The organism is Streptomyces sp. NPDC015661 (genome assembly GCF_043077765.1).
Classification (GTDB): Bacteria; Actinomycetota; Actinomycetes; order Streptomycetales; family Streptomycetaceae; genus Streptomyces.
This window is the reverse complement of record NZ_JBIBST010000010.1, coordinates 152,155-174,238: the sequence shown is the minus strand read 5'-3', so window position 1 is coordinate 174,238 and position 22,084 is coordinate 152,155. Positions and strand designations below refer to the sequence as shown.

The 22,084-nt window shown below is 71.6% G+C and carries 23 protein-coding genes and 1 tRNA gene; 8 read left to right on the top strand and 16 right to left on the bottom strand.

What is annotated here, in order from left to right; all coding sequences use genetic code 11:
* Positions 1–33: 33 nt before the first annotated feature.
* Positions 34–837: an exodeoxyribonuclease III gene (locus ACF07V_RS26915; RefSeq protein ID WP_392157893.1), complete on the bottom strand. Its 804-nt coding sequence runs from the start codon at positions 835–837 to the stop codon at positions 34–36.
* A 50-nt stretch (positions 838–887) separates the two neighbouring features.
* Here ACF07V_RS26915 and ACF07V_RS26910 point away from each other — a divergent pair, with 50 nt between their 5' ends.
* Positions 888–1,367 (top strand): GNAT family N-acetyltransferase, encoded by a 480-nt coding sequence (locus tag ACF07V_RS26910; RefSeq protein ID WP_392157891.1) that lies wholly within the window; start codon positions 888–890, stop codon positions 1,365–1,367.
* Positions 1,368–1,469: 102 nt separating this feature from the next.
* Here the strand turns inward: ACF07V_RS26910 and ACF07V_RS26905 are convergent.
* From ACF07V_RS26905 to galU, 7 genes are all read right to left on the bottom strand, one after another.
* Positions 1,470–1,543 (bottom strand) — tRNA-Ala (locus ACF07V_RS26905).
* A 96-nt stretch (positions 1,544–1,639) separates the two neighbouring features.
* Positions 1,640–2,683, bottom strand: a complete 1,044-nt coding sequence (gene glpR, locus ACF07V_RS26900) for a gephyrin-like molybdotransferase receptor GlpR (RefSeq protein ID WP_392157889.1) — start codon at positions 2,681–2,683, stop codon at positions 1,640–1,642.
* A gap of 137 nt (positions 2,684–2,820) precedes the next feature.
* The gene (locus tag ACF07V_RS26895) at positions 2,821–3,432 is read right to left on the bottom strand and encodes a GNAT family N-acetyltransferase (protein ID WP_392157887.1); all 612 of its coding nucleotides are present in this window, start codon (positions 3,430–3,432) and stop codon (positions 2,821–2,823) included.
* Positions 3,429–4,001 (bottom strand): molybdenum cofactor biosynthesis protein B, encoded by a 573-nt coding sequence (locus ACF07V_RS26890; RefSeq protein ID WP_392157885.1) that lies wholly within the window; start codon positions 3,999–4,001, stop codon positions 3,429–3,431. The genes ACF07V_RS26895 and ACF07V_RS26890 overlap by 4 nt, the downstream gene beginning before the upstream one ends.
* Entirely contained in the window at positions 3,998–4,483 is a 486-nt protein-coding gene (gene moaC / locus ACF07V_RS26885; RefSeq protein ID WP_392157883.1) for a cyclic pyranopterin monophosphate synthase MoaC, read from the bottom strand. The genes ACF07V_RS26890 and moaC overlap by 4 nt, the downstream gene beginning before the upstream one ends.
* A 57-nt stretch (positions 4,484–4,540) precedes the next feature.
* Positions 4,541–5,890 carry a gephyrin-like molybdotransferase Glp gene (gene glp / locus ACF07V_RS26880; RefSeq protein ID WP_392157881.1) on the bottom strand — a complete coding sequence of 450 codons (1,350 nt, stop codon included), beginning with the start codon at positions 5,888–5,890 and terminating at the stop codon, positions 4,541–4,543.
* Positions 5,891–5,894: 4 nt separating this feature from the next.
* Positions 5,895–6,806 (bottom strand): UTP--glucose-1-phosphate uridylyltransferase GalU, encoded by a 912-nt coding sequence (gene galU, locus ACF07V_RS26875; RefSeq protein WP_392157879.1) that lies wholly within the window; start codon positions 6,804–6,806, stop codon positions 5,895–5,897.
* Positions 6,807–6,910: 104 nt separating this feature from the next.
* On the opposite strand from galU, the gene ACF07V_RS26870 reads away from it, so the two are divergent.
* Positions 6,911–7,531 (top strand): 5-formyltetrahydrofolate cyclo-ligase, encoded by a 621-nt coding sequence (locus ACF07V_RS26870; protein ID WP_392157877.1) that lies wholly within the window; start codon positions 6,911–6,913, stop codon positions 7,529–7,531.
* On the opposite strand, the gene ACF07V_RS26865 is transcribed toward ACF07V_RS26870, so the two are convergent.
* Entirely contained in the window at positions 7,515–10,265 is a 2,751-nt protein-coding gene (locus ACF07V_RS26865; RefSeq protein WP_392157875.1) for a penicillin acylase family protein, read from the bottom strand. The genes ACF07V_RS26870 and ACF07V_RS26865 overlap by 17 nt on opposite strands.
* A gap of 215 nt (positions 10,266–10,480) precedes the next feature.
* Between ACF07V_RS26865 and ACF07V_RS26860 the strand changes: the two genes are divergently transcribed.
* The 6 genes from ACF07V_RS26860 (at position 10,481) to mscL (ending at position 16,261) form a co-directional block, all read left to right on the top strand.
* Positions 10,481–12,049 (top strand): potassium/proton antiporter, encoded by a 1,569-nt coding sequence (locus tag ACF07V_RS26860; protein WP_392158157.1) that lies wholly within the window; start codon positions 10,481–10,483, stop codon positions 12,047–12,049.
* Positions 12,050–12,301: 252 nt separating this feature from the next.
* Entirely contained in the window at positions 12,302–13,582 is a 1,281-nt protein-coding gene (locus ACF07V_RS26855; RefSeq protein ID WP_392157873.1) for an MFS transporter, read from the top strand.
* Positions 13,583–13,650: 68 nt separating this feature from the next.
* Positions 13,651–13,989, top strand: a complete 339-nt coding sequence (locus tag ACF07V_RS26850; protein ID WP_392157871.1) for an FmdB family zinc ribbon protein — start codon at positions 13,651–13,653, stop codon at positions 13,987–13,989.
* An 84-nt stretch (positions 13,990–14,073) separates the two neighbouring features.
* A complete protein-coding gene (locus tag ACF07V_RS26845) occupies positions 14,074–14,919 on the top strand; it encodes an S-methyl-5'-thioadenosine phosphorylase (RefSeq protein ID WP_392157869.1) in 846 nt (281 codons plus the stop codon).
* Between the two features lie 124 nt (positions 14,920–15,043).
* The gene (locus tag ACF07V_RS26840; RefSeq protein ID WP_392157868.1) at positions 15,044–15,553 is read left to right on the top strand and encodes a hypothetical protein; all 510 of its coding nucleotides are present in this window, start codon (positions 15,044–15,046) and stop codon (positions 15,551–15,553) included.
* Between the two features lie 186 nt (positions 15,554–15,739).
* The gene (gene mscL / locus ACF07V_RS26835) at positions 15,740–16,261 is read left to right on the top strand and encodes a large conductance mechanosensitive channel protein MscL (RefSeq protein WP_392157866.1); all 522 of its coding nucleotides are present in this window, start codon (positions 15,740–15,742) and stop codon (positions 16,259–16,261) included.
* A gap of 19 nt (positions 16,262–16,280) precedes the next feature.
* Here the strand turns inward: mscL and ACF07V_RS26830 are convergent, their stop codons facing one another.
* From ACF07V_RS26830 to ACF07V_RS26800, 7 genes are read right to left on the bottom strand one after another with little or no spacing between them, the layout of a single operon-like run.
* Positions 16,281–16,502, bottom strand: coding sequence for a hypothetical protein (locus tag ACF07V_RS26830; protein ID WP_392157864.1), 222 nt, complete (start codon positions 16,500–16,502; stop codon positions 16,281–16,283).
* 42 nt (positions 16,503–16,544) lie between these two features.
* On the bottom strand, positions 16,545–16,967 hold the full coding sequence (locus ACF07V_RS26825; RefSeq protein ID WP_392157862.1) for a hypothetical protein: 423 nt from the start codon (positions 16,965–16,967) through the stop codon (positions 16,545–16,547).
* A complete protein-coding gene (locus ACF07V_RS26820) occupies positions 16,964–17,599 on the bottom strand; it encodes a ubiquinol-cytochrome c reductase iron-sulfur subunit (RefSeq protein WP_392157861.1) in 636 nt (211 codons plus the stop codon). The genes ACF07V_RS26825 and ACF07V_RS26820 overlap by 4 nt, the downstream gene beginning before the upstream one ends.
* On the bottom strand, positions 17,596–18,243 hold the full coding sequence (locus ACF07V_RS26815; protein ID WP_392157859.1) for a 4Fe-4S dicluster domain-containing protein: 648 nt from the start codon (positions 18,241–18,243) through the stop codon (positions 17,596–17,598). Before ACF07V_RS26815 ends, ACF07V_RS26820 begins: the two co-directional genes overlap by 4 nt.
* A 7-nt stretch (positions 18,244–18,250) precedes the next feature.
* Positions 18,251–20,563 carry a molybdopterin oxidoreductase family protein gene (locus ACF07V_RS26810; protein WP_392157857.1) on the bottom strand — a complete coding sequence of 771 codons (2,313 nt, stop codon included), beginning with the start codon at positions 20,561–20,563 and terminating at the stop codon, positions 18,251–18,253.
* Positions 20,564–21,697, bottom strand: coding sequence for an MFS transporter (locus ACF07V_RS26805; protein WP_392157856.1), 1,134 nt, complete (start codon positions 21,695–21,697; stop codon positions 20,564–20,566).
* On the bottom strand, positions 21,694–22,077 hold the full coding sequence (locus ACF07V_RS26800) for a hypothetical protein (protein ID WP_392157854.1): 384 nt from the start codon (positions 22,075–22,077) through the stop codon (positions 21,694–21,696). Before ACF07V_RS26800 ends, ACF07V_RS26805 begins: the two co-directional genes overlap by 4 nt.
* Positions 22,078–22,084 lie beyond the last annotated feature (7 nt).

The following is a 22,084-nucleotide window of genomic DNA, read 5'->3' as shown; positions in this document are numbered from 1 at the left end:
GGTCCCGTCAATTGCGGAGCACGCTACCGCGTACTAGACCTCGTACACGGCGGTCACGGGCGCGTGATCGCTCCACCGCTCCTCGTGGGTCGCGGCCCGCTCGACATAGGCCTTGACGGCCTTGGCGGCGAGTCCGGGAGTGGCGATCTGGTAGTCGATGCGCCAGCCGCTGTCGTTGTCGAAGGCGCGCCCGCGGTAGGACCACCAGGAGTAGGGCCCCTCCTGCTCGGGGTGGAGCTGCCGGACGACGTCGACGTACCCCCCGTCGCCCTCCTCGAGGACGCGGCCGAGCCACTCCCGCTCCTCGGGCAGGAAGCCGGCGTTCTTCTTGTTGGCCTTCCAGTTCTTGAGGTCGGCCTCGCGGTGGGCGATGTTCCAGTCGCCGCAGACGACGACCTCGCGCCCGTCGGCGGCGGCGCGCGTCCTGAGCTCCTTGAGGTACGGCAGGAACTCGCCCATGAACCGGTACTTCTCGTCCTGGCGCTCGGTGCCGACCTCGCCCGAGGGCAGATAGAGGCTGGCGACGGTCACACCGGGCAGGTCGGCCTCGACGTACCGGCCGCTGGAGTCGAACTCGGCGGACCCGAAGCCGATGCGCACGGCGTCGGGCTCGCGGCGCGTGTAGAGCGACACACCGGCACGGCCCTTGGCGGCGGCGGGGGCGTGGACGGTGAACCAGCCCTCGGGGCTGCGCACCTCCTCGGGCAGCTGCGCCTCCTCGGCGCGGACCTCCTGGAGGCAGACGGCATCGGCGGAGGTGCCGGCCAGCCACTCGACGAAGCCCTTCTTGGCGGCGGCGCGGAGACCATTGACATTCACGGACGTCACAGTGAGCATCCCGGGAGAATACCGACACCCAGCGGTCGCATACATGTACGATCCACCGTATGAACATCCAGCCCACGCCCTATGACCACCCCGACGCCGTCAAACTCGACGACGCCGTCCAGGCGGAGTACGCCGTCCGCTACGGCGACGAGGGCGATGTCACACCGCTGGACGCCGGCATGTTCGCCCCGCCCCACGGCCTCTACCTCCTCGCGTACGACTCCGAGGGCCGGCCGGTCGCCACGGGCGGCTGGCGCACCCAGGACGCGAACGACCAGGGCTACGCGGACGGCGACGCCGAGCTGAAGCGCATGTACGTGATACCCGAGGCCCGCGGCCTGGGCCTGGCCCGCCGCATCCTCGCGGCCCTGGAATCCGACGCCCGCGCCGCCGGCCGCACCCGCATGGTCCTGGAGACGGGCACCGAGCAGCCGGAGGCCATCGCCCTCTACACGTCCAGCGGCTACGAGCCCTGCGCCAAGTTCGGCCACTACCGCGACCACGAACTCAGCCGCTGCTTCGCGAAGCCCCTGGTCTGACGCCCCCGCTGACCCGCGCTCAGAAGGCGCGGGTCGGCACCCCCGTACCGGGAAAGCGAGAATCCCGCCCGATCTTGCGATCGGACGGGATTCCCGTGTCTGTGGACCTGTGGGGATTTGAACCCCAGACCCCCTCGATGCGAACGAGGTGCGCTACCAGACTGCGCCACAGGCCCTTGCGACGTGTGAAACATTAGCATCCCGATCGGGAAGAACAAAAATCGCTTCCCTCGCAGGTCAGCCGGGGGCCGTCGCGGACCCCCGGCCGGGGGTCATTCGTTGGCCGCCCGGGGGCGGTCGTCGTCCGCGTACTGGTCGAAGAGCGGGGTGCGGCCGTGGTCGCGGCCGCGGCGGGGCGGGGTGGTGCGCTGGCGGGGCGCCGGGGACGGCGCGGGGGCCGGGTCGGCCGCCGTGGAGGAGCGGGCCGCGCTCCAGGTCTCCGGGTCCGTGATGTCGATGCCGCTCGTGGCGCGCGGGGCGACCGGGGCGGTGACGTACGTGGGGAGCGGCACCGGGACCGGGTCCCAGCTGTCGCCGCGGGCCGGGCCGCGCTCACGCTGCTGGTCCACCCACTCCGCGTGGTCGGTCTGCTCGACCAGGGCGCGCCGGTCCGCCTCCTGCGGGGAGACCGCCGGGACCGCGGGGGTCGTGTCGGCCTCCGGCTCCGGGGTCGGGGCCGGGCGCCGGCTCTCGCGCAGCCGGGCGGCGGCCGCTTCGGCGCGGCGCCGGTCCATGACGTACACGAAGCGGCGTCGTTCCTGGATCCGCAGGTGGACGATGTACGCGCTGAGGAGCAGCGCGGGGACCGCCGGGGCCCACAGGAAGGCGACGCCGCCGACGGCCGCGACGACCGCGCCGAGGGTGAAGCCGGCGAAGAGGAGCGTCGTGGTCCGGCGGCGCCGCGCGAGGACCTTGCCGCGACGGGCACGCTCGGCGGCGGCTCCCTGGGCGGGCCGGGGCGGTGCCTGTGCGGGGCCCGGCGCCGGTTCCGGCTCGGGTTCCGGGAGTTCCAGGCGCGCTTCCGTCCTGGCCGCGGGCGCGGAGAAGGCCCGGACGTCGACCGAGCTCAGATGCTCGGTCTCCGCGTCCGGGTCCACGTCGGGCGTCGGTCCCTCCGCCGCAAGGTCCCGTTCCTTGAGCTCCTTGGCGTACCGGCGCTCCATGCCCGCCCGTCCGGAAAGCAGCCGGATGGCGGTGCTGAAGCGTTCCGTCGGACGGGCTTCGTTCAGCTCGTCCTGCCTGCGGAGCCACATCGGCACCAAGTAGGCGGCCCAGGCCCCGACGATGACTGCGTAGATGAGGCCGCTGCTGCTCACGCCTCACACGGTAGAGGGGTTCCGTAACACGCATCGGCCAATTGGCCCGGTGTGTCGCACGATCTGGCTGATATCACTGAACTTTTTTGTGATTGTTCCGATCGATTGACCGCCAACTGGCGATTAAATTCGAACACTTATTGCATTCTCGCGTGATGCCAGCGGCGCAGCAGCCCCTCCGGCACCTCCTCCGCCGTCAGCGCGAACACGAGATGGTCCCGCCAGGCGCCGTCGATGTGGAGATAGCGGGGGCGGAGCCCCTCCTCCCGGAATCCGAGCTTCTCGACCACCCGGCGCGAAGGCCCGTTCTCCGGGCGGATGCACACCTCCATGCGGTGCAGCCCCACCACGCGGAAGCAGTGGTCGACGGCGAGCGCGACCGCCGTCGGCATCACCCCGCGCCCGGCGACCTCGCTGTCCACCCAGTACCCCACGTGCCCCGAGCACATCGAGCCCCAGGTGATCCCGGCGACCGTCAACTGGCCGACGAGCCGCCCCCGGTACTCGATCACGAACGGCAGCATCCGGCCGGCGTTCGCCTCCGACCGCAGATGGCGCACCATCTGACGGTACGTCGGCCGGTGCGCGACCGGAGCGCCCGGAGGCGCAGGGGGAACCGTCGCCTCCCAGGGCCGCAGCCACTCGCGGTTGCGCCGGTTCACCTCGCGCCAGGCCGCCTGGTCGCGCATCCTTATCGGTCGGAGCAGTACGTCGCCGTCGACGAGCACCACCGGCCAGGACGGGATCACGACGCTCTCGGGTGGTCGCCGCCGCGGATCTGGTCGACGGCGTGGCGCAGGAGCGGTTCCAGGACGGCGAGCCCGTCGCGCACCCCGCCCGGGGACCCCGGCAGGTTCACGATCAGCGTGGCGCCCGCGACCCCGGCCAGACCGCGCGAGAGCGCAGCCGTCGGGACCTTCTCGCGCCCGAACGCGCGGATCGCCTCCGGGATGCCCGGGATCTCCCGCTCCAGGACCCGGCGGGTCGCCTCCGGCGTCTCGTCGGTGGGCGAGATGCCCGTCCCGCCGGTCGTGACGATCACGTCGTACCCGGCGTCGACCCCCGCACGCAGGGCCGCCTCCACCGGCGCCCCGTCCGGGACGACCTGCGGGCCGTCCACGGCGAAGCGCATCCGGGTCAGGCCCTCGGCGATCAGCGGACCGCCCTTGTCCTCGTACACCCCGGCCGAAGCCCGGTTGGAGGCGGTGACGACGAGCGCGCGGTAGGCAGCGGCCGGGACCTCCTCGGGCCCGGCGGACGGCTCCCGCTCCTCGTGCTCGTGCTCGTGGACGCCCGCCACCCGGCCCGCGCGCGTCACTTCTCGTCCCTCGTCCAGTGGCCCGACTTGCCGCCCGTCTTCTCCTCCACCCGCACGTCGGAGATGACCGCGCCCTTGTCGACCGCCTTCACCATGTCGACGACGGTCAGGGCGGCCACCGAGACCGCCGTGAGGGCCTCCATCTCGACGCCCGTGCGGTCGGTGGTCTTCACCGTCGCCAGGATCTCCACCGCGTCGTCCGTGACCGCCAGGTCCAGGGTGACGCCCGAGACGGCCAGCGGGTGGCAGAGCGGGATGAGGTCCGGCGTCTTCTTGGCGCCCATGATCCCGGCGATGCGGGCGGTGGCGAGCGCGTCGCCCTTCGGGACGCCCTCGCCGCGCAGCAGCTCGATCACGCGCGGCGAGACCAGGACCCGCCCGCTGGCGCGGGCGGTGCGGGACGTGACGTCCTTCGCCGATACGTCGACCATGCGGGCCGCGCCCGCCTCGTCGATGTGGGTGAGACCTTGCTGCGTGCTCATGGCCGTGACACTCCCGGTCGCTGTGTGGGACTGCACCGTACCCCCACCCTGGACCCCTCAGCCGAGGAGGACCACTTCCAGCTCGGCGCCCGGCTCCACGCTCTCCGTCTCCTCCGGGACCACGAGCAGGCAGTCCGCGTGCGCGAGGGCCGCGATCAGATGGGAACCGGCACCGCCCACGGGTGTGACGGTGCCCGCCTCCGGGTCGTACGTGCCGCGCAGGAACTGGCGGCGGCCGGCCGGCGACGACAGGGCCTTGCCGGCGGCCAGCTCCGCCCGCACCCGCGGCCGGTGCAGGTCCTTCACGCCCATCAGGGCGCGGATCGCGGGGCGCACGAACAGCTCGAAGGAGACGTACGAGGAGACCGGGTTCCCCGGCAGGGCGAGCAGCGGGATCTGCTCGGCGCCGACCGCGCCGAAGCCCTGCGGCTTGCCCGGCTGCATGGCCAGCTTGCGGAAGTCGACCTGCCCGTCGGCGGTCAGCGCCTCCTTCACCACGTCGTACGCGCCGACGCTCACCCCGCCGGTGGTCACGATCAGGTCGGCCCGGATGAGCTGGTCCTCGATGGTGGCGCGCAGCGACTCGGCGTCGTCGGCGACGGCCCCCACCCGGTAGGCCAGGGCGCCGGCGTCCCGCGCGGCGGCGGCGAGCGCGAAGCTGTTGGAGTCGTGGATCTGGCCCTCGCCCAGCGGCTCGCCGGGCTGGACGAGCTCGCTGCCGGTGGAGAGGACGACCACGCGGGGGCGGGGGCGGACCTTCACGGTGCCCCGGCCGATCGCGGCGAGCAGGCCGATCTGCGGCGGCCCCAGGACCGTGCCGGCCGCGAGGGCGAGCTCCCCGGCCCGCACGTCGCTGCCCGCCCTGCGCACGTGGGCGCCGGCCTCGGCGGAGCGGTGCACCCGGACCTCGCCCGCGGCGCCCTCGGGGGCGGTGCTCGCGGCGGTCATGCCGGTGGCCGCGCCCCCGCCCGTGCCGCCGTCGGTCCACTCGACGGGGACGACGGCCTCGGCGCCGGGCGGCAGCGGGGCGCCGGTCATGATCCGGGCGGCCTGGCCGGGGCCGACCTCGGGCAGGCCGCCGGCGCCCGCGGCGACGTCGCCGATGACGGTGAGGACGGCGGGGAACTCCCCGGTGGCGCCGGAGACGTCGGCGACCCGGACCGCGTACCCGTCCATGGAGCTGTTGTCGAAGGGAGGCAGCGCGGCCGGCACCGTCACGTCCTCGACGAGGACGCAGCCCTGGGCGTCGAGGAGTTGCAGCTCGATCGGTTCGAGCGGGGAGACCGTCGCGAGGATGTCGGCGAGGTGCTCGTCCACCGACCACAGGCCGCGGGCCGGGCCCGCGCAGGGGTCCGCCGCGCCTGCCGCGTGGTCGTGCTCGTGGTCGTGTGCCGCGCTGCTGCTCAAGGTGCTACATCTCCTCGCTGACGTATCTCCGGAGCCAGGCCCGGAAGTCCGGTCCCAGATCTTCACGTTCGCACGCGAGTCTGACAATGGCACGCAGATAGTCCCCGCGGTCGCCGGTGTCATAGCGGCGCCCCTTGAACACGACGCCGTGCACGGGGCCGCCGAGCTTCTCGTCCCAGGCGAGTTTCTGCAGGGCGTCGGTCAGCTGGATCTCGCCGCCCCGGCCGGGTTCGGTCTCCCGCAGGGTGTCGAAAACGGCCGGATCCAGGACGTAACGGCCGATGATCGCGTAGTTGCTGGGCGCCTCGCCCGGATCCGGCTTCTCGACCAGGTCCGTCACCTTGACGACGTCCGAGTCACCGGTCGGCTCGACCGCCGCGCAGCCGTAGAGGTGGATCTGCGAGGGCTCGACCTCCATCAGGGCGATGACGCTGCCGCCCTCCCGCTCCTGCACCTCCACCATCCGCGCGAGCAGCGGGTCGCGCGGATCGATCAGGTCGTCGCCGAGGAGCACCGCGAAAGGCTGGTCGCCGACGTGCGGGGCGGCGCAGAGGACGGCGTGGCCGAGGCCGCGCGGGGCGCCCTGGCGGACGTAGTGCATGGTGGCGAGGTCGCTGGACTCCTGGACCTTGGAGAGGCGTTCCTCGTCGCCCTTCCGGATCAGAGCTTCCTCCAGCTCGTAGTTCCGGTCGAAATGGTCCTCCAGGGGCCGCTTGTTCCGGCCGGTGATCATCAGAACGTCCGAGAGCCCGGCCGCGACGGCCTCCTCGACGACGTACTGGATGGCCGGCTTGTCGACGACCGGCAGCATCTCCTTCGGGGTCGCCTTCGTCGCCGGCAGGAAGCGGGTGCCGAGACCGGCGGCGGGGATGACAGCCTTGCTGATCCGACCGAGCCTGGGGAACGACTGATTCATGCGGTGCACCTTAGCCGTTCGGAATGAGAGGAAGATGTGGCTTCGGTTAACTTCCTTCACATAAAGCCAGTTACAAGAATTTCGTACATATACATGAGGCCGCCATGACACCTGAGATGTCCGAAAAGACCCTGCTGCGCAGCCGACTTCTGGGCGCCCGCGCCGCACTTTCTCCTGTTCTCATCGAGGACGCGGCCGAATCCCTCGCCCGGCACGGAATGGATCTGGCCGAACTCGCCGGGGCGGCCACCGTCGCCGCCTATGTGTCGGTCGGCCGCGAACCGGGCACGCGCGCCCTGCTCGACGCCCTCCACGCGCGCGGGGTGCGGGTCCTGCTCCCCGTCCTGCTCCCCGACAACGACCTGGACTGGGCGGCGTACGAGGGACCGGAGGCGCTGGCGAGGGCCGGCCGCGGGCTCCTCGAACCGACCGGGCCCCGGCTCGGCCCCGAGGCGGTCTGCGCCGCCGACACCGTCCTGCTGCCGGGCCTCGCGGTCGACGGGCGCGGGATGCGGCTCGGGCGGGGCGGCGGCTCGTACGACCGGGTCCTCGCCCGGCTCGCACGCGCGGGCGTGGATCCGGCCCTGGTGGTGCTCCTCTACGCGGACGAGGTGGTCGCCCGGGTCCCGGAGGAACCGCACGACCACCCCGTGCAGGCGGTGGTGACCCCGGAGGGGGTCACTCGCTTCCAGGGCCCGAGGCCCGGCTCTAGGGCTTCAGCGTGAGCGTGTCCTTCGCCGCCGCGTCGACCGCCGCCTTGCCGTAGGCCCAGTCGTACAGCTCGCCCTTCGCCCAGGTGTCCGTCTGGTCGGTGTAGTTCGAGTGGAAGGCGTGCCCGGAGGCGCCGGTCAGGTTGACCCACCGGGACTTGTCCCAGTCGCCGACGTTCACGACCATCCGCATCGACGGCACCCAGATGACCTCGTAGCCGCCGGCGGCGTTCCAGCCGGTGGCGTCGACGGCCGCCTCACCGCCGCCCAGGTTCCACGGGCCGCGGTTGAGGAGCTGCTGCACGACGCCGGGGCCGGCGGTGCCGAGGGTCTGGTTCTTCAGGGTCAGCTGGTGCAGCCGGCCCCAGCTCCAGGTGGAGACGTCCTTGCCGAGCTTGGCGGTCAGCTCCCAGCGGGCGTCCTTCATGGCGCGGGCGAGCAGCTGGTCACGGGTCTCGGTGGCCGGGTCCAGACGGTTGCCCGGGGTCTTCCACCACTCGTTCTTCTCCTGCTTGAGGAGCGGGCGGACCACCTCGTACCAGCGGTCGCCACCGTCCGGCTGCGCCGAGTCGGGGTCGCGCTCGCCGCACTCGCGGACGAGCTTGTTCTGCTCGTCGACCGGGCCGGTGGCCTGGGCCGGTCGGACGTTGATGCAGTCGCCCTCGGCGCGCAGCTCCTTGGGCAGCTTGTTGCCGAAGGCGAGCTTGAGGACGTTGCGCCAGACCGCGTTGAAGTAGGCGGCGGCGGCCGAGTCGGGCTCCTGGGTGTAGTCCCAGCCTTCGAGGAGCTTCTGCGCCTCGCGGACCTGCGGGTCGGAGATGTCGACCTTCAGCAGCAGCGGGTTGAGCAGGGTCGCGATCTCGCTGCGGTTGTCGGTCTGCATGGTCCGCATGTCGTCCGGCGAGATCTTGCCGCCGTCCTTGGTCTTCGACTCGATGAGGTCGTTGATCCGCTGGCTGCGCGAGCCGTAGCCCCAGTCCTTCGTGAGCAGGTCGGGGTAGGTCTTGTGGTCGATCACGGCCTGGTTGGCGGTGACGATGTAGCCGCGCTCCGGGTTGTACTCGTAGGGCAGCTTCTCGAAGGGGATGTAGCCCTTCCACTTCCACGAGGAGTCCCAGCCGGGCGCGGGCAGGGTGCCGTCGCCCTTGGTCCGCTGCGGGATCGTGCCCGGGGACTGGTAGCCGATGTTGCCCTCGGTGTCGGCGTAGATCAGGTTCTGGGACGGCACCTCGAAGTACCGGGCGGCGGCCCGGAAGGTGGTGAAGTCCTTGGCGCGGTCGAGGGCGAAGATCGCGTCCATCGAGTGGCCGGGCTGGAGCGCGGTCCACTGGAGGGAGACGCCGTAGCCGGTGCCGCGGTCGGGGGCGGAGTTGCCGACGGGGGCCTTCTGGCCGACCTTCTCCAGTTCGGAGGAGCGGTCGGAGACGAGCGGGCCGCGGTCGGTGGAGCGGACGGTGATCGTGCGGTCCTCGCCGCCGGCGACCTTGATGGTCTCCTCGCGGCTCGTGAACGGCTTGACCTTGCCGTCGACGAGGTAGCCGTCGGGGCCGATCTTCTCCAGGTAGAGGTCGGTCACGTCGGCGCCGAGGTTGGTGAGGCCCCAGGCGATCTTGTCGTTGTGGCCGATGATCACGCCGGGCATGCCGGAGAAGGTGTAGCCGGCGACGTCGTAGCGGCAGGTGGCCGAGACCGAGCGGCAGTGCAGGCCCATCTGGTACCAGAGGGACGGCAGCTGGGGCGCGAGGTGCGGGTCGTTGGCGAGCAGCGGCTTGCCGGAGGTCGTGTACTTCCCGGAGACGACCCAGGAGTTCGAGCCGATGCCGTTGCCGTTCGGGCCGAGCAGGGCCGGAACGGTGTCGAGGACCTCGGAGAGGGCGCCGAGCTGGGAGGAGACTCCGCCGCCCGAACCGCCCGGGCCGGTGCCCGGGGTGTCCCCGGTGGTGGCGCCGTCGCCCTCGCCGGCCTTCGCCTTCGGGTCGAACTTGCCGGTGGACTCGTCGACCGCGCCGTTGCCCAGGATCGGCTGGTGGAGCGCGTACGGGTACTCCGGGTAGAGCTCCTTGATCTGCTTCGCGCTCAGCCGGCTCGTCATCAGCGAGCGGTCGATCTCGTCCTGCATGTTGCCGCGCAGGTCCCAGGCCATCGCCTTGAGCCAGGCCACCGAGTCGACCGGGGTCCACGGCTCGATCGTGTAGTCGTTGGTGAGGGCGAGCGCCGCGTACTCGACGGAGATGTCCTTCGGGGCGCGGTCCTTGAGGTAGGCGTTGACGCCCTCCGCGTACGCCTGGAGGTACTTCTTCGTCTCCGGCGACAGGACCTCGTCGTACTCCTGCTGCGCGACCCGGCGCCAGCCGAGGGTGCGCAGGAAGGCGTCGGTGTCGACCTGGCTCTCGCCGAACATCTCGGAGAGGCGGCCCGCGGTGACGTGCCGGCGGACGTCCATCTCGTAGAACCGGTCCTGCGCCTGGACGTAGCCCTGGGCGCGGAAGAGGTCCGTCTCGTTGTCGGCGTAGATCTGCGGGACGCCGTTCGCGTCCCGCTTCACCTCGACGTCGGCGGAGAGCTTGTCGAGGCGGATCTCGCCGGTCGTCTGCGGGAACGAGGCCCGGACGGTGCTGACCCCCCAGTACCCGCCGAAGCCGATGCCCGCGACCAGTGCGAGGACCAGGACGACGAGGATCAGGCGGGCGCGCCGCCCTTTCTTCTTGGCGGTCTTCTTGCCGGGGGGCGCGGTCGTGTTGGAGGGCATCGCTGTCCTTCGAGGGGCAGGGTGGTCCTGGAGTACGGGAGCAACCTTAGGCGCAGCGTCCGGACGGCCCGGACGCGGTGTCAGGAAGAGAACCGTACTGATGAGCGAGGAGAGGCAAAGGGGGCGTCAAGAAAGCGTTAAAGATTAGGTAAGGTAACGAAGTACCTTGCCGCTGGAGGAACGATCCAGCCGCGCGTGAGGGAAAGGAACGGCCACTGACTGTCCACCAGCTCAACGAACTCCTGCTCGTCTGCTCCCTCGTCCTGCTCGTGGCCGTCGCGGCCGTCCGGATCTCCTCCCGGAGCGGGCTCCCCAGCCTCCTGCTCTACCTGGGCATCGGCGTCGCCATCGGGCAGGACGGCATCGGCAACGTCGCCTTCGACAACGCCGAACTCACCCAGGTCATCGGCTACGCCGCCCTCGTCGTGATCCTCGCCGAGGGCGGTCTCGGCACGAAGTGGAAGGAGATCAAGCCGGCGCTGCCCGCCGCGGTCGTCCTCTCCACCGTCGGCGTCGCCGTCAGCGTCGGCATCACCGCCGCCGGCGCCCACTACCTCGTCGGCCTCGACTGGCGGCAGGCTCTGATCATCGGCGCCGTCGTCTCCTCCACCGACGCCGCCGCCGTCTTCTCCGTCCTGCGCAAGGTGCCCCTCCCCTCACGGGTCACCGGCGTCCTGGAGGCCGAGTCCGGCTTCAACGACGCCCCCGTCGTCATCCTCGTCGTCGCCTTCTCCACCGTCGGACCGGTCGACCACTGGTACCTGCTCATCGCCGAGATCGCCCTCGAACTCGCCATCGGCGTCGCCGTCGGCCTCGCCGTCGGCTTCGTCGGCGCCTACGGCCTCAAGCACATCGCCCTGCCCGCCTCCGGCCTGTACCCGATCGCCGTCATGGCCATCGCCGTCGTCGCGTACGCCGCCGGCGCCATGGCCCACGGCTCCGGCTTCCTCGCCGTCTACCTGGCCTCGATGGTCCTCGGCAACGCCAAGCTGCCCCACGCGCCCGCGAACCGCGGCTTCGCCGAGGGACTCGGCTGGATCGCCCAGATCGGCATGTTCGTCCTGCTCGGCCTGCTCGTCACCCCGCACGAGCTCGGCCACGACTTCTGGCCCGCCGTCGTCATCGGCCTCGTCCTGACCGTCGTCGCGCGGCCCATGGAGGTCCTGGTCAGCCTGCTGCCCTTCCGGATCCCCTGGCAGGAACAGGCCCTGATGTCCTGGGCCGGCCTGCGCGGAGCCGTCCCCATCATCCTCGCCACCATCCCCATGGTGTCGAAGATCGAAGGCAGCGAGCGGATCTTCAACATCGTCTTCGTCCTCGTCGTCGTCTACACCCTCGTCCAGGGCCCGACGCTGCCCTGGCTGGCGAAGGCCCTCAAGCTGGGCGACTCCGCCGAGGCCGCCGACCTCGGCGTCGAGTCCGCACCCCTGGAACGGCTGCGCGGACACCTGCTCTCCGTCGCCGTCCCCGAGAGCTCCCGGATGCACGGCGTCGAGGTCGCCGAGCTGCGCCTCCCGGCCGGAGCCGCAGTCACCCTCGTCGTACGGGAGGACGCCAGCTTCGTACCCGGCCCCGCGACCGTCCTGCGGCACGGCGACGAACTCCTCGTCGTCGCCACCGACCCGGTGCGCGACGCCACCGAACGGCGGCTGCGGGCCGTCGGACAGGGCGGCAAGCTCGCCGGCTGGCTCGGGACCGGGGGCGCGACAGCGGCCTCCGAACCCACGGCCACGAGCCGCTTCCACCTGCCGGGCAGCGGACACCACAAGAAAACATCCGGTTAATCGCAGGCATTAATTCAGGTGCGGGAGCGTTTTCCCAGGCGGGAAGACGCTCTTCCCTGTACCATGAAGGCACACCTGATCGAACCAACTCTGCCTGACGCAGAGCTGGCGCGACCGTATGGCGGCCGTGGCACCCCTCCGCAGTGGGGCCGACCCGGTATCTACCGCAGTAACGCGCATGAGGACAGCTCTCGGCGACACCCGCACCACCGTGCAGGGGGCGCGCTACCAGGCGGCAGAAAGGCAAGGACCGTGGCGTCCACGGTCATCACGGACAAGCGGCCCGGCTACGGGCAGCTCCTGCGCACACCCGGTGCACTGTCCTTCCTGCTCCCCGGCTTCGCCGCCCGGCAGCCCTTCGCGATGCTGACCATCGGCATCGTCCTGCTCGTCCAGCACACCACCGGCTCCTTCGGCAGCGCCGGCGCCGTCGCCGCCGTCACCGGCGTCTCCATGGCGCTCTTCGCCCCGCAGAGCGGCAAGCTCGCCGACCGCTTCGGCCAGCGCGCCGTCCTGATCCCCGGCGTCCTCGTCCACACCGCCGCCGTCTCCCTGCTCGTCGCGCTCGCCCTGGCCGGCGCCCCGCTCTGGGCGCTGTTCCTCGCCGCCGTCCCCGCCGGCGCCTCCGTGCCCCAGGTCGGGCCGATGGTCCGCGCCCGCTGGGCCGCCAAGCTGGACGGCACCCCGCTCATGCCGACGGCCGCCGCCTTCGAATCCGTCACCGACGAGTTCACCTTCGTCGTCGGCCCCGTCCTCGCCACCGCCCTGTGCACCGGCGTCCACCCGGCCGCGGGCCTGATCGCCGAGGCCGCCCTCACCCTCGTCGGCGGCCTGTTCTTCGCCGCACAGCGCGCCACCCAGCCCGCGTACGGCCTGACCGCCGCCGCCGGACACCACGGCGCCGAGCCCCACCGCTCCGCCCTGTCCGTCCCCGGCGTCCGCGTCCTCGTCGTCGCCTTCCTCGGCATCGGCTCCGTCTTCGGCGGCATGCAGGTCTCCCTCACCGCCTTCACCGAGGAGATCGGCAACCCCGGCGCCAACGGCCTCCTGTACGGGATCTTCGCCGCCGGCAACATGCTCGCGGGCATCGCCATGGGCGCAGTCGCCTGGAAGACCGGCCCCCGCCGCCGCCTGATCCTGGGCTACGCGGGCCTCACCGTCGCCGCCTCCCTGCTGTGGACCACGCACTCCGTGCTGCTCCTCGCCGCCCTCGGCCTCGTCGTCGGCCTGTGCATCGCCCCCGCCCTGATCACCGGCTACACCATCGTCGAGACCCTCATCCCGGCCTCGTCCCGCACCGAGGCCTTCACCTGGCTCACCGGCGCCGTCGCGCTCGGCCAGGCCGCGGCCGTCACGGTCGCCGGCCGCCTCGCCGACGCCCACGGCGCGAGCACCGGATTCCTGGTGCCGATGGCCGGCACCGCCCTCGCCCTGGCCACACTGCTCGCCCTCCGCTCGCGGCTGAAGCCGCGCGAGGCGAGCCGGGTCGCCGCACGTGGTATCGGTCACCGCGTGCCGGTGACGGTGGACTGAGGCCACGGAATACGTCACTATGGATCGTCGTTAGCACTCGATGAGTGTGAGTGCCAGGAGGAAGTCAAGTGCCGACCTACCAGTACCAGTGCACCGAGTGCGGCGAAGGCCTCGAGGCGGTGCAGAAGTTCACCGATGACGCCCTGACCGTGTGCCCCAGCTGCCAGGGACGCCTGAAGAAGGTGTTCTCGGCCGTCGGCATCGTCTTCAAGGGCTCCGGCTTCTACCGGAACGACAGCCGCGGCTCGTCGTCCAGCAGCTCGCCGGCCTCGTCGAAGTCCTCGACCACGTCGTCGTCCTCTTCTTCGTCGCCCTCTTCGTCGTCCTCCACGGACTCGAAGCCGGCCGCGTCGACCGCTTCCTCCTCCTCGACGTCCTCGTCGAGCACCGGAAGCTCGGCCGCCTAGTCCTTCCGCTTTCCACCGAGGGCCCCGTCGCCGCGCGCGACGGGGCCCTCGGCGTTTCCGCACACCCTGCGTAGGGTGACCGGCATGGCCAACCATGACGTGTACGCGGACATCGGCGTGATCGGCGGCTCCGGCTTCTACTCCTTCCTGGAGGACGTCACCGAGGTGTCCGTCGACACCCCGTACGGCAGCCCCAGCGACTCCCTCTTCCTCGGCTCCCTCGCCGGCCGGCAGGTCGCCTTCCTCCCCCGGCACGGCCGCGGCCACACCCTCCCGCCGCACCGCATCAACTACCGCGCCAACCTCTGGGCACTCCGCTCCGTCGGCGTCCGGCAGATCCTCGGACCCTGCGCCGTCGGCGGACTGCGCGAGGAGTACGGCCCCGGCACGCTCGTCGTGCCCGACCAGCTCGTCGACCGCACGAAGAGCCGGGCCCAGACCTACTTCGACGGGGAACGGCGGGCCGACGGGGCCCTCCCGAACGTCGTCCACGTGACCTTCGCCGACCCCTACTGCCCCGACGCGCGGCGGGCCGCCGTCAAGGCCGCCCGGGGACGCGGCTGGGAACCCGTCGACGGCGGCACCATGGTCGTCGTCGAAGGACCCCGCTTCTCCACCCGCGCCGAATCCCGCTGGCACGCCGCCGCGGGCTGGTCGGTCGTCGGCATGACCGGACACCCCGAGGCCGTCCTCGCCCGCGAGCTGGGCCTCTGCTACGCCTCACTCGCGCTCGTCACCGACCTGGACGCCGGCGCCGAGACCGGCGACGGCGTCTCGCACACCGAGGTGCTGCGGGTGTTCGGCGAGAACGTGGACCGGCTGCGGGAGGTCCTCTTCGACGCCGTGGCGACACTGCCGTCGACGGTGGACCGGGACTGCCTGTGCACCCATGCGCACGAGGGCTGGGACCTGGGGATCGAGCTGCCGTAAACCACCCCTGGGGGTGGGGGAGTTCTCCACAGCTACAGGGTGATCCCCAGGCCGGAGCGGGGCGGCGGCGGAGTCGGGACAGTGGGGCACATCCCGATCCCGACCAGGACAGGCGGCACTCCCCATGACGACGAACCTCTCCTCCTCCGTCCCCGCGCCCCGTACGGTGCCGGCCTTCGAGCCGCTACGAGTGCGGGGCGCCCGGCACCGGCTGCGCAGGGCGCTCCGGCGCGGGCGGCGCGCACCGGCGCTGCTCCTGGCCCTGACGGCGGGCGCGCTCGCCCTCGCGCACACGAACGCCCCGGCCGCACCCCCTCCCCCGGCGCCCGCCCGCGCGCGGCCGCCCGCCGCCGCACCCCTGGTGTCCGCGCCGGTACGGATCGCGGACGCCGCGACCGTACGGCTGCTGCGGCCCGGCGACCGGGTCGACGTGATCGCCGCACCCAACTCGCCGCTGGGCGGCGAGACTGAGGCCCGGGTGGTGGCGACGGGCGCCCGAGTGGCCGAAGTTCCACGGCCGGGCGAGACTCGATCGGACGGAGGGGCGCTCGTCGTCCTGTCCGTGCCGCGGTCGACGGCGGCGGCGCTGGCAGGTGCCGGTGTCACGTCCCAACTGGCGGTGACGCTGTGCTGATTCGCACTGACTCGCTGTCAAGTCACCGTCCCGTGTGTACGGATTGGACGCCTCTGCGCCGTTCACGGCCTAATGGCTCCGCACACAGCGGTACGTGCGACATCACTCGCGACATCACTCGCGACATCACGCGCGACACCACTCGCGACTTCACACGCGACCTCACACGCGACGAAAGGCACCTCGGTGGCCGAGAAGAAGGAAAGTCTGCTGGGAGGCTTCAAGGCCTTCCTGATGCGTGGCAACGTGATCGACCTGGCGGTGGCGGTCGTCATCGGTGCCGCCTTCACGAACATCGTGAACTCGGTGGTCAAGGGCATCATCAACCCGGTCGTCGGCGCCTTCGGCACGAAGGACCTGGAGGGCTACGCGTCCTGCATCAAGGGCACCTGCGCGGTGGTCAACGGCGAGGTGCAGGGCGTCCGGCTGCAGTGGGGCCTGGTCCTCAGCGCGGTGCTGAGCTTCGTGATCACCGCGGCCGTCGTCTACTTCCTCATGGTCCTGCCGATGGCGAAGATCCTCTCCAAGCGCGCCGCGCAGGAGAAGGCGAAGGAACGTGTCGAGGAGGTCCTGGAGGTCAGCGAGCTGGAGGTGCTCAAGGAGATCCGCGACCACCTGGTCGCCCAGCGCGTCCCGGCCGTGAACAACACGCACCCCGGATCCGGGGTCGCGGGCGGTGGCGGCGCCGGGGCGCACTCCACCTCCTGACCGGCGCGGTAGGCCGGTTTCAGAGGTGGTGCGGCGGCTTCTCGTCGAGGAAGCGCGCGAGGTCGGCGGCACTGTCGCCGGCCGGAGGCCGCTCGCCCCACCCGCGGTCCGTGTCGTCCGCGGATTGCCGGTCCAGCGGATCGTCGAAGACGAGTGCCGGCTTCTTCGGAGTGTTCTCGGGACTGGATGTCATGCCGGGCTGCTTCGCGTCTCGCGGTCCGTGGGCGGGGGCGGTGCTCATCTCTCCAGACTACGCCCGCTCACCCGCCCCGGACCCCGCTGATCAGCGGTCCTTCGGGTCGATCAGCCAGAGGCCGAGGACCACCAGGAACGACAGGACGAGGAAGCCCGCGCCCCACCAGGCGGTGCCGGTGTCCCCGGTCATCCACTCGTCCACCACGATCGTCAGGCCCCACAGCTGGCCGATGACGACCGTCAGCGCCAGCGCGAGGCGGGCCGAGAGCTTCGACGAGCGTTCCGGCTCCTGCTCCGTACCCGCCCCCGGCCCCGGCCCGGTGTGCCGGATCCGGGGATCCCCGTACCCGCTGGTGGGCCGGATCTGGGGGTACCGCTCGTGCACGGGCCGGTTCAGGCGGGGCTGAGCGCTGCCGGGGGTGTAGGCGGGGCGAGGGGGGATGGGGGCGGAGGGGGAGGGGGAGGGGCCCCCTGGGCTCTCCGGGTCCTTCGGGAACGGCGTGTCGGTCATGCCCGCTCACTCTCCTCCGAGGCCGCGTTCTCCAGCCGGGCGCAGAGCGGGCTGCCCACGCCGCGCTGGCGGCAGTAGCCCTCTTCGAGGCTCTCGCCGGAGCGGGCGGTGCCGATGGCCCAGACGCTGCCGTCGGCCTGCTCGATCAGGATCACCTTCGGCAGTCCGCGCGGGGGCGGGCCGGCGGTGACCTCTCCCGTACGGGCGTCGAAGATGCCCTCGTGGCAGGGGCAGTACAGCTCGCCCTCGCTCCCCCGTTCCTTGCGCCACAGGACGGCGCAGGCGAGGTGGGTGCAGACGGCGGAGTATCCGGCGAGGGTGCCGTCGTCCATGCGGACGGCGATCGCCCGGTCCTCCTCTCCGGGGTAGCGGAAGGCGAGCGACTCCCCCGGTTCGATCCGGTCGGCGATCTTCTTGATCTCGGGGAGGCCGTCGGGGTCGCCGTGCCGGTGCAGGATGCCGGAGGCGACGGCGATGCCGCCGACGGCGAGGCCGCCGGAGACGGTGGTGACGATCCGCAGGTAGTCGCGGCGGGTGGTGAGGGAGTCGGCGGCGATCCGGTCGTGGAGAGCTTCCTGGGCCGCGTCGGTGCGGGCGTCCGGTGCGGGCGGCTGGGGGTCGGTGACGCTCAACGGACGCCCTCCCCTCGCCCGCCGCCACCCTTGTTCGAGTTCGCTGCGCTCACATCCCTTCCGTTGATCTCGACGACGGGGAGGCCGCCGGGCACCGGCCACTGGACCTTGTCGGCGGGGACGACCATCGCGACTCCGGTGGTGACGGTGGTGCTGCCGAAGGTGAAGGAGTCGGCGACCTGGACGCCGGGGCGTTCGGCGCGGAGCTCGTCGAGGGTTCCGTAGAAGAGGGCGCCGGTGGGGCAGACGGTGGCGCACATCGGGGCGAGGCCGTAGGCGGTGCGGTCGTAGCAGAGGTTGCACTTCATCTGGAGCTTCGCCTGGAGGTCGATCTTGGGGACGCCGAAGGGGCAGGCGTTGACGCAGTTGGCGCAGCCGATGCAGCGGGTGGTGTCGGCCTGCTGCACGACGCCGTCGGCGGTGACGAGGATCGCGTCGGCGGGGCAGACCTCGGCGCAGGGGGCGACGGGGTCCTCGCAGTGCATGCAGACGGTGGGGAGGGAGGCGACGGAGTGGCCTTCGTCGGGGTAGTCGAGGTGGATCATCGACTTGCCGCGGTGCGAGTCGCATTCGCGGCAGGCGGAGACGCAGGCCTGGCAGCCGATGCAGCGGCCCGGGTCGATGAAGATCGTGCGGCCCATCATGTGCGGGTCAGCTCCTCTCCGCGGTGCCGCGGCCCTGGGGCGAGGTGGGGGGCAGCGGGTCGGTGCGGGAGACCTGGGTCTCCGGGTAGGCCTGGTGTCCGGGGGCGGTGGGCGGGGCGGGGACCTCGTCGACGCGGTCGGCGGCCTCGATGCGGGCGGCGCACACCTTGTACTCGGGGATCTTGGAGCGCGGGTCGAGGGCGTCGATGGTGAGGGCGTTCGCCGCCGTGGGGACGGGCCAGTGGTAGGGCACGAAGACGGTGTCGGGGCGGATGGCCTCGGTGACGAGCGCGGGGAAGACCTCGCTGCCGCGGCGGGTGACGACGCGGACGGGGTCGCCGTTGCGGAAGCCGTGCGAGGGGTGGACCTCGACCCAGGGGCGGGGGGTCTGTTCGACGAGGGCGCCGAGGCGGCGGGTCTGGTTGCCGGAGAGGAAGTGGGCGACGGTGCGGCCGGTGGTGAGGGAGAGGGGGTACTCCTCGCTGTACGGGTCCATGGGCGGGTGCCAGGCGACGACCTGCAGGTGGATCTTGCCGTCGGGGTGGTAGGTGCGGCCGTCCTCGAAGAGGCGGGGGGTGCCGGGGTGCTCGGTGCTCGGGCAGGGCCAGGCGATGCCGCCGGTCTCCTCCAGTCGCTCGTACGTGATGCCGTAGTAGTCGTTGACCGTTCCGGCGGAGGCGGTGCGGAGCTCCTCGAAGACGGAGCGGGAGTCGGGGAAGGCGAATTTGTCGCCGGCGTCGAGCCGCTTGGCGAGCTCGCAGATGACCCAGGTGTCGGTGCGGACGCCGGCCGGGGGTTCCTGGGCCTTGTTGTGCTTGACGACCCTGGCCTCGGCGTTGGCCATGACGCCCTCGTCCTCGGCCCACACGGTGACGGGGAAGACCACGTGCGCGTTGGCGGCGGTCTCGGAGAGGAAGAAGTCGAACTGGGCGTGGAATTCGAGGGTGTCGTAGCCGTCCTTGACGGTGGCGTAGTTCGGGAGGGAGACGAAGGGGTTGTTGCAGATGCCGACGAGGCCGCGGATCTCCTTGCGCTGCATCTGCCAGACCATCTCCATCATGGAGGTGCCGGCGGGCGGGAGTTCGGCTTCGTCGATGCCCCAGATCTCGCAGATCTGGCGGCGGTGTTCGGGGTTGGTGATGGAGCGGCCGCCGGGGAGGAGGTCGGACTTCTGGCCGTGTTCGCGGCCGCCCTGGCCGTTGCCCTGGCCGGTGATGGTGCCGTAGCCGGCGCCGGGCCTGCCGATGTTCCCGGTGGCGACGCAGAGGTTGATGATCGAGAGGCAGTTCTCGACGCCCTGGGAGTGGTGTTCGACGCCGCGGGCGTGCCAGGCCATGGCTCTGTCCGCGCCGGCGAACATGCGGGCGACCTGGACGATCTGTTCCTCGGGGACGCCGCAGATCTCGGCGGACCGGGCGGGCGGGTAGTCGGCGACGGTGCGTCTGACCTCGTCCCAGCCGGTGGTGTGGTCGGCGAGGTAGGTCTCGTCGGTGAGGCCCTCGGCGACGACGACGTGCAGGACGGCGTTGAAGAAGGCGGAGTCGGTGCCGGGCTTGAGGGCGACGTGGACGTCGGCGGTGCGGGCGATCGCGGTCTCGCGGGGGTCGACGACGATGAGGGTGGCGCCCCGGTCGCGGGCTCCCCACAGGTACTGGGTCATGACGGGGAAGCATTCGCCGACGTTGGAGCCGGCGATGAGGAGGCAGTCGGTGAGGAGGATGTCGGAGAAGGGGTTGCCGGCGCGGTCGATGCCGAAGGCGAGTTTGTTGGCTCCGGCGGCGGAGACCATGCAGAGGCGGCCGTTGTAGTCGACGTGCTTCGTCTTGAGGGCGACGCGGGCGAACTTGCCGACGAGGTAGGTCTTCTCGGAGAAGAGGCTGGCGCCGCCGAGGAGCCCGAAGGAGTCGTTGCCGTGCTCGCCCTGGATGCGGCGGATCTCGGCGGCGGTGTGGTCGAGGGCCTCCTCCCAGCTGACCTCGCGGAACTCCTCGTCGCGGTTGCGCCGCATGAGGGGGGCGGTGAGCCGGTCGGGGTGGTTGACCTGCTGGTAGGCGTTGATGCCCTTGGGGCAGAGCCGCATGCGGTTGATGTCGTGGTTGCGGGGTTCGACGCCGAAGACCTTGCCGCCCCGGTCGACGCGGAGGTACATGCCGCACTGGACGCCGCAGAAGCAGCAGTGGGTGGGGACGAGGGTCTCGCCGTTCTGGTCGGCGTGCCAGCGGTCGGCGGGGATGCCGCCGGCGTCGCGGAACTGGCGGGTGCCGGGCGGGGCGAGGGAGGGGTCGAGCGGCAGCGCGCGGGAAGGGTCGGTCGCGGTCACTTACTTGAAGCCCTTCTTCACGTGGTCGAGGTAGGCGGTGCCGCGCAGGACGCGTTTGCAGCGGGGGCAGTACTCGGCCCACTCGTCGAAGCCGAGGTCGAGGTCGCGCATGGTGCCCTGGAGGTTCTCGACGTACGGGGCGGTGTCGATGGGCTCGTGGCAGCGGCGGCAGGTGAGGATCTCGTCCCCGTCCTCGCGGCGGGCGGTGTACTTGAACAGCTGCATGCCGACGGCGGCGGGCCGCTGGACGATGTGGAAGAACTTCCCGAAGGGGATGTAGATGAGGGTGAAGACGACGGACACCATGTGGAGGATCGCGAGGAACTCGTAGCCGCCGCCGTGCAGGAAGATCGACGAGAAGGTCAGCAGCAGGCCGGTCACGGAGATGACGATCAGGGCGATCAGCGGCACCAGGTCGTAGGCGAAGCGCTGGCCGGTGACGGCGCCGCGGTCCTTCATGCGGCGCCAGAGGAAGTAGGAGGTGCCGGCGATGACGAGGACGGCGGCGATGTCCAGGCCGTGGAACATCAGCCAGCCGACGGCGTTGAGCGCGTCGAAGCCGATGATCTTGAAGCCCCAGATCCGCATCTCGTAGCCGGGGCCGGAGCCGGTGGAGGAGGTGAAGGTGAACCAGCCCCAGGTGAGGGGGAAGGTGATGGCGGCGGCGAGCAGACAGCCCCAGAAGACGAGCTGGTGGGCGGCCCAGCGGGCGTGCGAGCGGGCGCCGAGGAACTTCTGGAAGCCGAGGTAGGTGGCGATCATCCTGGGCAGGGCGGTGGGCGCCCTGCGGAAGTTCTCGGCGGAGAAGAAGGCGCGCCAGCCCTGCCGGAAGAGGCGGCGGGCGCCGGGCGCGGAGATCCAGACCGTGTAGCGGTAGGCGACGCCGAAGGCGAGGAAGACGGTGGCCACGGCGTAGGGCAGGAGTGCCGAGTCGAAGTCGCGGAGCAGACGGCTGCCGAAGACGATCGCGAGGATCAGCAGGACGGAGACGGCGGTGCCGGCGAGGGTGGCGCGGCGGCGCACGGCGGCGGGGGTCTGGGGTGCGGGGCCGTCGGCCGCCGTGAGGCCGGGCGCGGGGCCCGGGGCGGGGCCGGGTTCGGGGGTCGGCTCGGCTGTCTGCGGTGGCTCGGTCACGCGGCCACGGTAAAGCTGTATGACCTGTTTAGTCCTGTTTTGCCTGCTACGGGGGTGACGCGTCGTTCAGACGGCGCGCAGCCCGTGGGCCTGGAACACCTCGCGGGCGCGGCGACCTGCTCGGCCGTCGGGGACGGGGTGTCGTGCAGGGTGAACGGCTTGGCGAGTGCTTGCCACTTCGCTTCACCGAGCTTGTGGAAGGGCAGGATGTCCATGCGGGACACACCGCCGAGTCCGGCGGCGAAGGCGGCGACGCCCTCCACGTCCGCGGCGTCGTCGGCGTCGGCGTCACCGGAAGGGCGGGCCTGGGTCCCGTCACGGAGCCCCTCGCCGACCGTCCCCGCGTCGCGGAGCTCGCGGCCGCACGGTACGAACGGCACGAAGGGC

Coding starts and splice junctions, on each gene's coding strand:
- galU (WP_392157879.1), bottom strand. CDS start 6,806: ATGAATCAGTCGTTCCCCAGGCTCGGTCGGATCAGCAAGGCTGTCATC.
- ACF07V_RS26830 (WP_392157864.1), bottom strand. CDS start 16,502: ATGAGCACCGCCCCCGCCCACGGACCGCGAGACGCGAAGCAGCCCGGC.
- ACF07V_RS26825 (WP_392157862.1), bottom strand. CDS start 16,967: ATGACCGACACGCCGTTCCCGAAGGACCCGGAGAGCCCAGGGGGCCCC.
- ACF07V_RS26870 (WP_392157877.1), top strand. CDS start 6,911: ATGACACCTGAGATGTCCGAAAAGACCCTGCTGCGCAGCCGACTTCTG.
- ACF07V_RS26915 (WP_392157893.1), bottom strand. CDS start 837: ATGCTCACTGTGACGTCCGTGAATGTCAATGGTCTCCGCGCCGCCGCC.
- ACF07V_RS26910 (WP_392157891.1), top strand. CDS start 888: ATGAACATCCAGCCCACGCCCTATGACCACCCCGACGCCGTCAAACTC.
- moaC (WP_392157883.1), bottom strand. CDS start 4,483: ATGAGCACGCAGCAAGGTCTCACCCACATCGACGAGGCGGGCGCGGCC.
- ACF07V_RS26865 (WP_392157875.1), bottom strand. CDS start 10,265: ATGCCCTCCAACACGACCGCGCCCCCCGGCAAGAAGACCGCCAAGAAG.
- ACF07V_RS26845 (WP_392157869.1), top strand. CDS start 14,074: ATGGCCAACCATGACGTGTACGCGGACATCGGCGTGATCGGCGGCTCC.
- ACF07V_RS26840 (WP_392157868.1), top strand. CDS start 15,044: ATGACGACGAACCTCTCCTCCTCCGTCCCCGCGCCCCGTACGGTGCCG.
- ACF07V_RS26815 (WP_392157859.1), bottom strand. CDS start 18,243: ATGATGGGCCGCACGATCTTCATCGACCCGGGCCGCTGCATCGGCTGC.